This is a genomic window from Pseudomonas furukawaii (assembly GCF_002355475.1).
In the GTDB taxonomy this organism is placed as follows: Bacteria; Pseudomonadota; Gammaproteobacteria; order Pseudomonadales; family Pseudomonadaceae; genus Metapseudomonas; species Metapseudomonas furukawaii.
In genome coordinates this window covers 810,229-823,321 of sequence record NZ_AP014862.1, presented here as the reverse complement: position 1 = coordinate 823,321, position 13,093 = coordinate 810,229, and the positions used below count along the sequence as shown (strand labels likewise).

General features: G+C 67.2%; 12 protein-coding genes. 10 read left to right on the top strand and 2 right to left on the bottom strand.

Annotated elements, in window-relative coordinates; genetic code table 11:
• The first annotated feature begins 32 nt into the window (after positions 1 to 32).
• The 5 genes from miaB (at position 33) to lnt (ending at position 5,434) form a co-directional block, all read left to right on the top strand.
• On the top strand, positions 33 to 1,373 hold the full coding sequence (miaB, locus tag KF707C_RS03830; RefSeq protein WP_004420316.1) for a tRNA (N6-isopentenyl adenosine(37)-C2)-methylthiotransferase MiaB: 1,341 nt from the start codon (positions 33 to 35) through the stop codon (positions 1,371 to 1,373).
• Positions 1,374 to 1,464: 91 nt separating this feature from the next.
• Positions 1,465 to 2,481 (top strand): PhoH family protein, encoded by a 1,017-nt coding sequence (locus KF707C_RS03825; protein WP_004420317.1) that lies wholly within the window; start codon positions 1,465 to 1,467, stop codon positions 2,479 to 2,481.
• Positions 2,474 to 2,938, top strand: a complete 465-nt coding sequence (ybeY, locus tag KF707C_RS03820) for an rRNA maturation RNase YbeY (RefSeq protein WP_004420318.1) — start codon at positions 2,474 to 2,476, stop codon at positions 2,936 to 2,938. The genes KF707C_RS03825 and ybeY overlap by 8 nt, the downstream gene beginning before the upstream one ends.
• A 21-nt stretch (positions 2,939 to 2,959) precedes the next feature.
• Positions 2,960 to 3,799: an HlyC/CorC family transporter gene (locus KF707C_RS03815; RefSeq protein WP_004420320.1), complete on the top strand. Its 840-nt coding sequence runs from the start codon at positions 2,960 to 2,962 to the stop codon at positions 3,797 to 3,799.
• A gap of 114 nt (positions 3,800 to 3,913) precedes the next feature.
• Positions 3,914 to 5,434, top strand: coding sequence for an apolipoprotein N-acyltransferase (gene lnt, locus KF707C_RS03810; protein WP_004420321.1), 1,521 nt, complete (start codon positions 3,914 to 3,916; stop codon positions 5,432 to 5,434).
• 92 nt (positions 5,435 to 5,526) lie between these two features.
• Here lnt and KF707C_RS03805 read toward each other — a convergent pair whose 3' ends face one another.
• Together KF707C_RS03805 and KF707C_RS03800 are read right to left on the bottom strand one after the other, a co-directional pair.
• On the bottom strand, positions 5,527 to 6,288 hold the full coding sequence (locus KF707C_RS03805) for a YdcF family protein (protein WP_004420323.1): 762 nt from the start codon (positions 6,286 to 6,288) through the stop codon (positions 5,527 to 5,529).
• Positions 6,289 to 6,314: 26 nt separating this feature from the next.
• The gene (locus tag KF707C_RS03800; protein ID WP_004420325.1) at positions 6,315 to 6,752 is read right to left on the bottom strand and encodes a hypothetical protein; all 438 of its coding nucleotides are present in this window, start codon (positions 6,750 to 6,752) and stop codon (positions 6,315 to 6,317) included.
• 252 nt (positions 6,753 to 7,004) lie between these two features.
• Between KF707C_RS03800 and leuS the strand changes: the two genes are divergently transcribed.
• The 5 genes from leuS to KF707C_RS03775 all read left to right on the top strand — a co-directional run bounded on the left by leuS (position 7,005) and on the right by KF707C_RS03775 (position 13,033).
• Entirely contained in the window at positions 7,005 to 9,626 is a 2,622-nt protein-coding gene (leuS, locus tag KF707C_RS03795; RefSeq protein ID WP_036991299.1) for a leucine--tRNA ligase, read from the top strand.
• Positions 9,627 to 9,687: 61 nt separating this feature from the next.
• Complete coding sequence (locus KF707C_RS03790; protein WP_004420329.1) at positions 9,688 to 10,296, top strand: LPS-assembly lipoprotein LptE; 609 nt, start codon at positions 9,688 to 9,690, stop codon at positions 10,294 to 10,296.
• Positions 10,297 to 10,338: 42 nt separating this feature from the next.
• Positions 10,339 to 11,376, top strand: coding sequence for a DNA polymerase III subunit delta (gene holA, locus KF707C_RS03785; RefSeq protein WP_004420332.1), 1,038 nt, complete (start codon positions 10,339 to 10,341; stop codon positions 11,374 to 11,376).
• A gap of 73 nt (positions 11,377 to 11,449) precedes the next feature.
• Complete coding sequence (arfA, locus tag KF707C_RS03780) at positions 11,450 to 11,665, top strand: alternative ribosome rescue factor ArfA (RefSeq protein ID WP_004420335.1); 216 nt, start codon at positions 11,450 to 11,452, stop codon at positions 11,663 to 11,665.
• A gap of 54 nt (positions 11,666 to 11,719) precedes the next feature.
• Positions 11,720 to 13,033 (top strand): lytic murein transglycosylase, encoded by a 1,314-nt coding sequence (locus KF707C_RS03775; protein WP_004420338.1) that lies wholly within the window; start codon positions 11,720 to 11,722, stop codon positions 13,031 to 13,033.
• The last annotated feature ends 60 nt before the right edge of the window (positions 13,034 to 13,093 follow it).

Below are 13,093 nucleotides of genomic sequence, written 5' to 3'. Positions count from 1 at the left end.
GCGGTTCTTCGAATCACCCGACTCATACGTGCATGGCCAAGAAGCTCTATATCGAAACCCACGGCTGCCAGATGAACGAGTACGACAGCTCGCGCATGGCCGACCTGCTGGGCGAACACCAGGCGCTGGAAGTGACCGAGCGCGCCGAAGATGCCGACGTCATCCTGCTCAACACCTGCTCGATCCGCGAGAAGGCGCAGGAGAAGGTGTTCTCGCAACTTGGTCGCTGGCGTGAGCTGAAACAGCAGAACCCGGAGCTGGTGATCGGCGTCGGCGGCTGCGTGGCCAGCCAGGAAGGCGCCGCCATCCGCGAGCGAGCGCCCTACGTGGACGTGGTCTTCGGCCCGCAGACCCTGCATCGCCTGCCGGAGATGATCGACGCCGCACGCATCACCCGCAAACCCCAGGTGGACATCAGCTTCCCCGAGATCGAGAAGTTCGACCGCCTGCCCGAGCCCCGGGTCGACGGGCCCAGCGCCTTCGTCTCGGTGATGGAAGGCTGCAGCAAGTACTGCACCTTCTGCGTGGTGCCCTACACCCGGGGCGAGGAAGTCAGCCGCCCCTTCGACGACGTGCTGGCCGAAGTGATCCACCTGGCCGAGAACGGCGTCCGCGAAGTCACCCTCCTGGGCCAGAACGTCAACGGCTACCGTGGCCAGACCCATGACGGCCGCATCGCCGACTTCGCCGAACTGATCCGCGTGGTGGCCGCCGTCGACGGCATCGACCGCATCCGCTACACCACCTCGCATCCGCTGGAGTTCTCCGACGCCCTGATCCAGGCCCACGCCGAGGTGCCGGAACTGGTGAAGTTCGTCCACCTGCCGGTGCAGGCGGGCTCCGATCGCATCCTCGCGGCCATGAAGCGCAACCACACCGCACTGGAATACAAGTCACGCATCCGCAAGCTGAAGGCGGCGGTGCCGGACATCTGCATCAGCTCCGACTTCATCGTTGGTTTCCCCGGCGAGACCGACAAGGACTTCGAGGCCACCATGAAGCTGGTGGAGGACGTCGGCTTCGACTTCTCCTACTCCTTCGTCTACAGCGCGCGCCCCGGCACCCCGGCGGCCGACCTCGCCGACGACACCCCGGAAGAGGTGAAGAAGCAGCGCCTGCAGATCCTCCAGGCCCGCATCAACCAGCAGGGCTTCGAGATCAGCCGACGAATGGTCGGCAGCGTCCAGCGCATCCTGGTCAGCGACTTCTCCAAGAAGGACCCGGGCATGCTCCAGGGCCGTACCGAGAACAACCGCATCGTCAACTTCCGCAGCGCCAACCCGCGCCTGATCGGCCAGTTCGTCGACGTCCGCATCGATGACGCCCTGCCCCACTCCCTGCGCGGCAGCCTGATCGAAGAGGCCCTGCACTGACGATCACCCCGGGCCCGTGCTTTTCCAGCCGGGCCCTCGGGGTTATTCTTCAACACATCCCCCACCTCACGCCCAAGGGCGCACACCGACATTGAACGCCACCCTGGATCTTCACCGCTTCACCCTGGAACCCTTTGAGGCTCGCCGCTTCGCCAACCTGTGCGGCCAATTCGACGAGCACCTGCGCCTGATCGAACAAGGCATGGGGATCGAAATCCGCAATCGCGGCAACCAGTTCGAACTGGTGGGCGACCCCCAGCGCACCCGCTCCACGGAAAACCTCCTGCGCCGCCTCTACCGCGAAACCGAAGCCATCGAGCTGTCGCCCGACATGGTCCACCTCTTCCTCCGGGAAACCGGCATGGACGAGGCCAGCCCGAGGACCGAGGCGGTGATCCTGCGTACCCGCAAGGGCCATATCCGGCCACGGGGCGCGAACCAGCAGAACTACGTGAAGTCGATCCTCGACCACGACATCAACTTCGGCATCGGCCCGGCGGGCACCGGCAAGACCTACCTGGCGGTGGCCTGCGCCGTGGACGCCCTGGAGCGCGAGCAGGTGCGCCGCATCCTGCTGGTCCGCCCGGCGGTGGAAGCGGGCGAAAAGCTCGGTTTCCTGCCCGGCGACCTCTCCCAGAAGATCGACCCCTACCTGCGCCCGCTCTACGACGCGCTCTACGAAATGCTCGGCTTCGACCACGTGGCCAAGCTGATCGAGAAACAGGTGATCGAAGTGGCCCCGCTGGCCTACATGCGCGGACGCACCCTTAACAACAGCTTCATCATTCTCGACGAGAGTCAGAACACCACCGTCGAGCAGATGAAGATGTTCCTCACCCGTATCGGCTTCGGCTCCACCGCCGTGATCACCGGCGACATCACCCAGATCGACCTGCCCCGTGGCACCCGATCCGGCCTGACCCATGTGATCGACGTGCTGCGTGACGTGCCGGGCATCAGTTTCACCCACTTCAAGTCCCAGGACGTCGTGCGCCATCCGCTGGTGCAGCGCATCGTGGAAGCCTACGACCGCTTCGACAACCGCCAGCAGGCGACCAAGGCCAAGCCGGCCGACAATGACCCGGGTGCCCTGGACGACCATGCTTGAACTCGACCTGCAACTCGCCAGCACGGCCCAGGGCCTGCCGAGCGAGGCGGACTTCCGCCGCTGGTGCGAACTGGCCCTGCGCCAGCGCAGCGCCGACTCCGAACTGACCATCCGCCTGGTGGACGAGCCCGAAGGGCGCGAACTGAACCGCACCTGGCGGCACAAGGACTACGCCACCAACGTCCTCTCCTTCCCCGCCGACGTGCCCGAGGAGCTGCTGGATATCCCGCTGCTCGGCGACCTGGTGATCTGCGCACCGGTGGTGGCGAGGGAGGCCGCGGAACAGGGCAAGGCGGTGGACGCCCATTGGGCGCACCTGGTGATACACGGCTGCCTCCACCTCCTGGGGTACGACCACATCGAGGATGAGGAAGCCGAGGAAATGGAAGCACTGGAACGGGAATTGCTGGCTGAACTTGGCCACCCCGACCCTTATCAAGACGACGAAGACCAATAAGAAGCATCGAGCAAAGGACATATGAGCGAAGATCGATCGAGCAACGGGCACAGGTCCTGGCTGGAAAAGCTGACCCAGGCCTTTGCCCATGAGCCGAAAAGCCGCCAGGAGCTCCTCGAGCTGCTGCGCGAGGCCCACCAGAACAAGCTGCTGGACAGCGAGGCGCTGTCCATCGTCGAGGGCGCCATCCAGGTCGCCGACCTGCAGGTACGCGACATCATGGTGCCGCGCTCGCAGATGATCAGCATCAAGGCCAACCAGACGCCGAAGGACTTCCTCCCGGCGATCATCGACGCCGCCCACTCCCGCTACCCGGTCATCGGCGAAAGCCTCGACGACGTCATGGGCATCCTGCTCGCCAAGGACCTGCTGCCACTGATCCTCCAGGACAGCGACCAGCCCTTCAACATCAAGGACCTGCTGCGGCCGGCCACCTTCGTTCCCGAGTCCAAGCGACTCAACGTGCTGCTGCGGGAGTTCCGCGCCAACCACAACCACATGGCCGTCGTGATCGACGAGTACGGCGGCGTGGCGGGCCTGGTGACCATCGAGGATGTGCTGGAGCAGATCGTCGGCGATATCGAGGACGAGCACGACGTCGAGGAAGACAGCTACATCAAGCCGCTGCCCAGTGGCGACTTCATCGTCAAGGCGCTGACCCCGGTGGATGCGTTCAACGAATTCTTCGAGACCGACTTCTCCGAGGACGAGTTCGACACCGTCGGCGGCCTGGTCATGGGCGCCTTCGGCCACCTGCCCAAGCGCAACGAGACCACCGATATCGGCGACTTCCGCTTCCGCGTGCTCAACGCCGACAGCCGTCGCGTCCACCTGCTGCGACTCTCGCCGCTGTCCCGCTGATTCGCGAGCGCCTCTCCCCAGCGGAGGGGCGCCCGTGGATAATCCGGCCCGGGCCGAACCTTCAGCCCCCCTGTGAACTCCATCGCTGCGCCGCAATCCGCCCAAGGACCGAGCATGAACTGGATCTCCCGCCCCGGCTGGCCGGGCAACCTGCTGGCACTGGCCGCCGGCGCCCTGACGCCCCTGGCATTCGCCCCCTTCGACGCCTGGCCCCTGGAACTGCTGTCGCTGGCGCTGTTCTACCTGGGCCTGCGGCACCTGGCGCCCAAAGCCGCCTTCTGGCGCGGCTGGTGCTACGGCCTCGGCCTGTTCCTCGCCGGCACCAGCTGGATCTACGTCAGCATCCACGACTACGGCGCCGCCTCGGCCCCGCTCGCGACCTTCCTCACCGTCGGCTTCAGCGCCGGCGTCGCCCTGTTCTTCGCCCTGCCCGCCTGGCTCTGGGCCCGCTGGCTGCGGCGCGACGAGGCGGCCCTGGCGGACACCCTGGCCTTCGCCGCCCTCTGGCTGGCCCAGGAGGCCTTCCGGGGCTGGTTCCTCACCGGTTTTCCCTGGCTCTACGCCGGCTACAGCCAACTGGACGGCCCCCTGGCGGGCCTCGCTCCGGTGGGCGGCGTCTGGCTGCTGTCCTTCCTCCTGGCGCTGACCGCCGCCCTGCTGGTGAACCTGGCGCGCCTGCGCGTGCGGCCCGCCTTCCTCGGCATCGGCGTCGTCCTTCTGCTGGCCCCCTGGCTGATCGGCCCGGCCCTCAAGGGCCATGCCTGGACCCAACCGGCCGGCGCTCCGCTAAAGGTGGCCGCCATGCAGGGCAACGTCGAGCAGAACCTGAAATGGGATCCGGCGCAGCTCAACGCCCAGTTGGCCCTGTACCGCGACATGACCTTCGCCGCGCAGAAGGCCGACCTGATCGTCTGGCCGGAGACCGCCGTGCCCGTGCTCAAGGAGTTCGTCGAGGGCTACCTGGGCGTCATGGCCCGCTACGCCAACGACCGGCAGGCCGCGCTGATCACCGGCGTGCCGATCCGCGAACTCAACGAACGGGGCGAGAAGCGCTACTACAACGGCATCACCGTCGTCGGCCAGGGCGAAGGCACCTACCTCAAGCAGAAGCTGGTGCCCTTCGGCGAATACGTGCCGCTGCAGGAGCTGTTGCGGGGACTGATCGCCTTCTTCGACCTGCCCATGTCCGACTTCGCGCGAGGCTCGTCAGACCAGGAACCACTCCTGGCCAAGGGCTACCGCATCGCCCCCTACATCTGCTACGAGGTGGTCTACCCCGAGTTCGCCGCCAGCCTGGCGGCCCGCAGCGACATCCTGCTGACCGTGTCCAACGACACCTGGTTCGGCACCTCCATCGGACCGCTGCAACACCTGCAGATGGCCCAGATGCGCGCACTGGAAGCCGGCCGCTGGATGATCCGCGCCACCAACAACGGCGTCACCGCCCTGATCGCCCCCTCCGGCGCCATCAGCGAGCAGATCCCGCAGTTCCAGCAGGGTGTTCTCTACGGCGAGGTGCTGCCGATGCAGGGCCTCACGCCCTACCTGCAATGGCGCGCCTGGCCCCTGGTGATCCTCTGCGGCCTGCTGCTCGCCTGGGCGCTGATGGCCAGCCGCATCGCCAAGACGGTGTGACCGCCGGGGCGCGCGACCGGCCCCGGAACATTCGCCGACGAGCCGGCTCCTGGGGGCCGCGCCATCGCTCGCCGGAGGTATCGGACAGAGGCTCAGTCGTAGGCCAGCGGGTAGGCGAAGAGGCCAACCGCCTCGTTCAGCAGCATCCCGTTCTGCCAGACCGCCTTGGCCTCCGGCAGCCAGCCTCCCAGGGGACGTCCATTGGGTACGCCGAGGAACCCCATGGGCGCCGTGACCACCTCGAATCCGGCCCGCTCGAAGCTCCAGCGGGCCCGGGGCATGTGCGACGCCTGGGTCACCAGCAGCACCCGGCGCAACCCCGCAGGCTGGAGCAGACGGGCGCTGTAGGTGGCGTTCTCCCAGGTGGTCCGGCTCTCCCCCTCCTGCCAGCGGACCGCGACGCCGAAGTCCCGCTGCAGCACCTCCGCCATGATCGCCGCCTCGCTCGGCGGCTCGCCGAAATGCAGCCCACCCGTGGTGAGCAGCGGCAAGCCGGTGGCCCGTGCCAGGCGCGCGGCATAGCGCAGGCGCTCGAGTGCCTGGGAGGCCGGCTGGTCCTCGCCCCACGCCGGATCGTCCCGCTCGCGACCGCCGCCCAGCACCACGATGGCGTCGACACGCGAGGCCAGCGCCGGCCATTCCGACTCGGCCAGCGCCGGCTCCCGCTCCAGGACGCGGGCGGACCACTCCACCACCACGGGCAGGCTCATCAGCCAGAGCCCGACCAGACCCGCGACGAAACCGGCGAACGACAGGCGCGGCCAGCGCCGGCGTACCCACCAGGCGAGCAGCAGCAGGAGCAGGAAGCTGCCTGGCGGCAGGATGAATTGCTTGAGGATGTAACGAATCGGCATCGGGCACCTCCCAGGGTGCCCGGAGCCTAACGGGGATTGGACGTTCGGAAAAGCTGGGAGCCGCAGGACATGCAGGCGTTCACTCCGCGCTCCCTCTGCCAGACGGCCGGAGTGCCGCACATGGCGCAACAGAGCTCCTGCCGTCGGTTGGGTAGTGGCCTGGGCTTGCGGGTGAACTGCTGGGGAGGACTGGCCTCGCCGAGTGACGAGCGCCGCGGCAGGTCACGGATGGCCGCCAGCTCCTGGGCGGCCGCATGCCAGCCCCGCAGCCAGCGCGTATCGCGGTCCAGGTAGGCGCGAATCAGCTCCATCTCAGCCGGGGTCAATCCCTTGAGTTCCAGTTCCAGCGGTTCTTCGTCCCGCAATCGAACCGCCGTGTCCGCTTCATCCAGCGCCAGGGCCAGCCGGTGCAACAACCGTTCGTAGAGCCCGCTCCCTGAATCCGTCCGCCGCAATTCGCCCATCCAGCACCTCGAACCACGTAAACGCTTGCCTTGCTTATGAAAAGCTTAGCGTTCGCCTCCCCGCTGCAAGGCGCCCGCGACAAACGGTGCCGGGATTGCCGACGGACGTCAGCCCGAGCATTCAGGGTTTCCCTAGGCCGACGGGGGTCATGTATGCTACGGCGCTTGAATTTCCGTTTCCTCCAGGGATCGGCCACCGGCGAACGCCGCCGCGCCCGGTCCGAGGAACCTCATCCTCCAGCGCCAGTAGCCATGCACGAACAGTATCAGCCCCGCGAAATCGAAGCCGCCGCGCAAGCCCACTGGGACGCGCATAAATCCTTTGAAGTGAGTGAGCAGCCCGGCAAGGACACCTTCTATTGCCTGTCGATGTTCCCCTACCCGAGCGGCAAGCTGCACATGGGGCACGTGCGCAACTACACCATCGGTGACGTGATCGCCCGCTACCAGCGCATGCAGGGCAAGAACGTCCTGCAGCCCATGGGCTGGGACGCCTTCGGCATGCCGGCGGAAAACGCCGCGATGAAGAACAAGGTCGCGCCCGCCAAGTGGACCTACGAGAACATCGACTACATGAAGACCCAGCTGAAGAGCCTGGGCCTTGCCATCGACTGGTCCCGTGAAGTCACCACCTGCAAGCCGGATTACTACCGCTGGGAGCAATGGCTGTTCACCCGCCTGTTCGAGAAGGGCGTGATCTACCGCAAGAACGGCACCGTGAACTGGGACCCGGTGGACCAGACCGTGCTAGCCAACGAGCAGGTGATCGACGGCCGTGGCTGGCGCTCCGGCGCGCTGGTGGAGAAGCGCGAGATCCCGATGTACTACTTCAAGATCACCGCCTACGCGGATGAACTCCTGAGCAGCCTCGACGACCTGCCCGGCTGGCCCGAACAGGTCAAGACCATGCAGCGCAACTGGATCGGCAAATCCCGCGGCATGGAAGTCAGCTTCCCCTACGACCCGGCCAGCATCGGCCAGGACGGCGCGCTGAAGGTCTTCACCACCCGCCCCGACACCCTGCTGGGCGCCACCTACGTCGCCGTCGCCGCCGAACACCCGCTGGCCACCCTGGCGGTGCAGCGACTGCCGGCCGACAAGGCCGCCGAGCTGCAGGCCTTCATCGACGAGTGCAAGCGCGGTGGCGTCGCCGAAGCCGACATCGCCACCCAGGAGAAGAAGGGCCTGCCCACCCCCCTGTTCGTCGAGCACCCCATCACCGGCGACAAGCTGCCGGTCTGGGTCGCCAACTACGTGCTGATGAACTACGGCGAAGGCGCGGTGATGGCCGTGCCGGCCCATGACGAGCGCGACTTCGCCTTCGCCCACAAGTACGACCTGCCGGTGAAGCCGGTGATCCGCACCGCCGCCGGTGACGAGACCCCCGCTCCGTGGCAGGACGCCTACGGCGAACACGGCCAGCTGATCAACTCCGGCGAATTCGACGGCCTGGACTTCCAGGGCGCCTTCGACGCCATCGAAGCCGCCCTGCAGAAAAAGGGCCTGGGCCAGTCCCGCACCCAGTTCCGCCTGCGTGACTGGGGCATCAGCCGCCAGCGCTACTGGGGCTGCCCGATCCCGATCATCCACTGCCCGTCCTGCGGCGACGTGCCGGTCCCCGAAGACCAGTTGCCCGTGGTTCTGCCGGAAGACGTGGTACCGGACGGCGCCGGCAGCCCGCTGGCGAAGATGCCCGAGTTCTACGAATGCAGCTGCCCGAAATGCGGCAGCGCGGCCAAGCGCGAAACCGACACCATGGACACCTTCGTGGAGAGTTCCTGGTACTTCGCCCGCTACGCCTCGCCCACCTACGACAAGGGCATGGTCGACCCGGCCGCGGCCAACCACTGGCTGCCGGTGGACCAGTACATCGGCGGCATCGAACACGCCATCCTGCACCTGCTCTACGCGCGCTTCTTCCACAAGCTGATGCGTGACGAGGGCCTGGTCAGCTCCGACGAACCCTTCAAGAACCTGCTGACCCAGGGCATGGTGGTGGCCGAAACCTACTACCGCATGGCCTCCAACGGCGGCAAGGACTGGTTCAATCCGGCCGATGTGGAAGTCGAGCGCGACGCCAAGGCCAAGGTCATCGGCGCACGCCTGAAGACCGACGGCCTGCCGGTGGAGATCGGCGGCACCGAGAAGATGTCCAAGTCGAAGAACAACGGCGTGGACCCGCAGGCCATGATCGACGCCTACGGCGCCGACACCTGCCGCCTGTTCATGATGTTCGCCTCGCCGCCGGACATGAGCCTGGAATGGTCCGACGCCGGCGTCGAAGGCGCCAGCCGCTTCCTCCGCCGCGTCTGGCGACTGGCCCAGGCCCATGTCAACGCCGGCCTGCCGGGCCCGCTGGACACCAGCGCCCTCACCGATGCCCAGAAGGAGGTGCGTCGCGCCATCCACCTGGCCATCAGGCAGGCCAGCCAGGATATTGGCCAGCACCACAAGTTCAACACCGCCATCGCCGCCGTGATGACCCTGATGAACGTGCTGGAGAAAGCGCCGCAAACCGACGCCCAGGACCGCGCCCTGCTGCAGGAAGGCCTGGAAGTCGTGGCCCTGCTGCTGGCCCCGATCACCCCGCACATCTGCCACGAGATCTGGCGTGGCCTGGGTCATGCAGGCGCCGTCATCGACGCCACCTGGCCGACGGTCGACGAAAGCGCGCTGGTGCAGGACACCCTGCAACTGGTGGTGCAGGTCAACGGCAAGCTGCGGGGCCACATCGACGTGCCCGCCGACGCCAGCCGCGAGGCCGTGGAAGCCACTGCCCGCGCCAACGAGAACGTGCTGCGCTTCACCGACGGCCTGACCATCCGCAAGGTCATCGTGGTGCCCGGCAAACTGGTCAACATCGTCGCCAACTGATCGCAGCCGGCGCCTGTCCAGGGGGAGAGGCGCCGGATCGCTCGCAAGGGGAAAGCAATACATGATGAAACGGAATCTGCTGGTCCTTGGCCTTACCGCGCTGCTCAGTGCGTGCGGCTTCCACCTGCGCGGTACCGGCGACGCCGACTTCGCCCTGACCGAACTGGACGTGACCGCCCGTAACCAGTACGGGGATACCGTCAAGGCCGTGCGTGAAGCGCTGGAAGACAGCGAAGTCAAGGTGCATGCCGGCGCGCCCTACACCCTGGTACTGGCCCGCGAGGACGAGTCCCAGCGCACCGCGTCCTACACCACCTCGGCCCGCAGCGCCGAATTCGAGTTGACCCAGACCCTCGACTACGAGATCCGCGGCGCCCAGAACCTGCTGTTGATGGCCGACAAGCTGACCGTCCAGAAATACTACGTGCATGACAGCAACAACCTGATCGGCTCCGACCAGGAAGCGGCCCAGCTGCGCCAGGAAATGCGCCAGGAAATGGTCCAGCAGATGATCATGCGCCTGCAGCTGATCACCCCGACCCAACTGGACCTGCTCCAGCAGACCGCCGAAGCCAAGGCCCGGGCCGAGGCCGAAGCCCTGGAGGCGGCGCGCAAGGCCGAAGAGGCCCAGCAACCGCAGCAATCGCCGCTGCAACTGCCCATCCAGTGAGTACATCCGGGGCCGCACCAGCGGCCCCGGTCATTTGCGCCTATGAAGCTCAACCCCGCCCAACTGGGCAAGCACCTGCAAGGTTCCCTGGCCCCGGTCTACGTAGTCAGCGGCGACGAGCCCCTGCTCTGCCAGGAAGCCTGCGACGCGATCCGCGCCGCCACCCGCGCCCGGGACTTCAGTGAACGCCAGGTCTTCAACGCCGAGGCCAACTTCGACTGGGGCCAGCTCCTGGAGGCTGGCGCCAGCCTTTCGCTGTTCGCCGAGAAGCGCCTGCTGGAAGTGCGCCTGCCGTCGGGAAAACCAGGGGACAAGGGTGCCGCCGCGCTGATGGAGTACCTCGCGCGACCACCGGAAGACACCGTGCTGCTGCTGACCCTGCCCAAGCTGGACGGCAGCACCCAGAAGACCAAATGGGCCAAGGCCCTGATCGATGGCGCGGATGCCCAGTTCATCCAGATCTGGCCGATCGAGGCCCACAACCTGCCCCAGTGGATACGCCAGCGCCTGTCCCAGGCGGGCCTCGCCGCCAACCAGGAAGCCGTGGACCTGATCGCCGCGCGGGTGGAGGGCAACCTCCTGGCTGCGGCCCAGGAAATCGAAAAGCTCAAATTGCTCGCCGAAGGCGGCCAGGTGGATGCGGCCACCGTCCAGGCCGCCGTGGCCGACAGTGCGCGCTTCGACGTTTTCGGGCTGATCGATGCGGCCCTGAACGGCGAGGCCGCCCATACCCTGCGCACCCTGGAAGGCCTGCGCGGCGAAGGCGTCGAGCCGCCGGTGATCCTCTGGGCGCTGGCCCGTGAACTGCGCCTGCTGGCCGGACTGGCCCAGCAGTACAGCCAGGGCGTCCCCCTCGAAAAAGCCTTCGCCGCCGCCCGTCCACCGATCTGGGACAAGCGACGCCCCCTGGTCAGCCGCGCCCTGCAGCGTCATCCGGCGTCCCGCTGGAACCAGATGCTGCAGGACGCCCAGCGCATCGACGCCCAGATCAAGGGCCAGGCCCAGGGCGACCCCTGGAACGGCCTCGCACGCCTCTCGCTGCTGCTGGCCGGTCAACGACTGCCGCTGGCTCCGGAGTGACTGGACATTTTCTGACCACTGACCGATGATGCGCCCGCCCGCAAACCCGCGGGCGCCCATCCGAGGACAGGCCATGGCCAAGAAGCGCAAGCAAGGCGCGCCCAATCGCGCAAAATCCCTGGTAGCCCAGCCACTCTTCCGCTGCCGCCGGGAGAAACCACAGAAAGGCAAAGGCAGCTACCGCCGCGAAGCCTCCCAGAATTGGGAGGCTTCGTCGTTTCAGGGGCCGGAAAACAGCCGATCCACCGCCGCCGCCCTCGTTCTCCAATCCGGCGAAAGGGCCGCCTGAAACCGACGAGACGTGTTAAGGTCGCGGCTTTGTTCGCCTGCCCGAGACCCGCGTATGTTCGATGCCCCAGCCCCCGGCCTGATTATCCGAAGCCTGGCCGTGGCCTCCGCCTTCACCGTACTGTCCTCCTGCGCCGACGCCCCCGCCCCGAAACCCGCGACGGCACCGCTCCCCCAGGCCAGCCAGCCAGCTTCCAAGCCCGTCGCGACCAGCCCACAGGCCACCCCTTCCGTGGCCATGCCCGCCGTCAGCTTCGACGCCTGGCGTGATGGTTTCCGCCGTGAAGCGCTGGCCCAGGGCATCGAACCGGCACTCTTCGACCGCGCCTTCGCCGGCATCACGCCGGACGCCAGCGTCATCGCCGCCGACCGCAGCCAACCGGAATTCACCCGGCCCGTCTGGGAGTACCTGGAAGGCGCCATTTCCCCTTACCGGGTGCGCAAGGGCCAGGCCCTGATGACGCAGAACGCCGCCACGCTGAGCGCCATCGAGCAACGCTTCGGTGTCGACCGCGAACCCCTGGTCGCCATCTGGGGCATGGAGAGCAGCTTCGGTCAGTTCATGGGCGACAAGTCGGTGATCCGCTCCCTGGCCACCCTGGCCTACGAAGGACGTCGTCCCGCCTTCGCCCATGCCCAGTTGCTGGCCGCCCTGCAAATCCTCCAGCACGGTGACATCCAGCCGGGCAACATGCTCGGCTCCTGGGCCGGCGCCATGGGTCAGACCCAGTTCATCCCCACCACCTACAACAGCCACGCCGTGGACTTCGACGGCGATGGCCGCCGGGATATCTGGAATTCCACCGCCGACGCCCTGGCCTCGGCCGCCCATTACCTGCAAGCCTCCGGCTGGCGCAAAGGCCAGCCGGCCGCCGTGCAGGTGCAACTGCCACCCGGCTTCGACTACGCCCATGCGGATGCCGATATCCGCAAGCCCGTTTCCCAGTGGCAGGCCATGGGCGTCCGACTGGACCCGCAAGGCAGCGGCCTCTCCGGCGAAAGCGCCTCGTTGCTGCTGCCCGCCGGCCATCGCGGCCCGGCCTTCCTGGTCCTGGACAACTTCCGCGCCATCCTCAAGTACAACAACTCCTCGTCCTACGCCCTGGCGGTGAGCCTGCTGGGCCAGCGCTTCGACGGGGGCGGCCAGATCCTCGGGAACTGGCCGAAGGACGAGCGACCGCTGAGCCGCAGCGAACGGGTGGAACTGCAGGAGTCCCTGGCTGCCGCCGGCTACGACCCGGGGGCGGCCGACGGCATCATCGGCGCCAACACCCGCAAGGCCATTCGTGGCTATCAGCAACGACTGGGTTGGCCTGCGGACGGTTACCCGACCCAGAACCTGCTCAAGAAGTTGCGCGCCGGGCGCTGAGCCCCGCCCCGGAGGCCCCGGCCTCCGGACGGCCGCCCGTTCGCCGAAACGCCTTTGTGA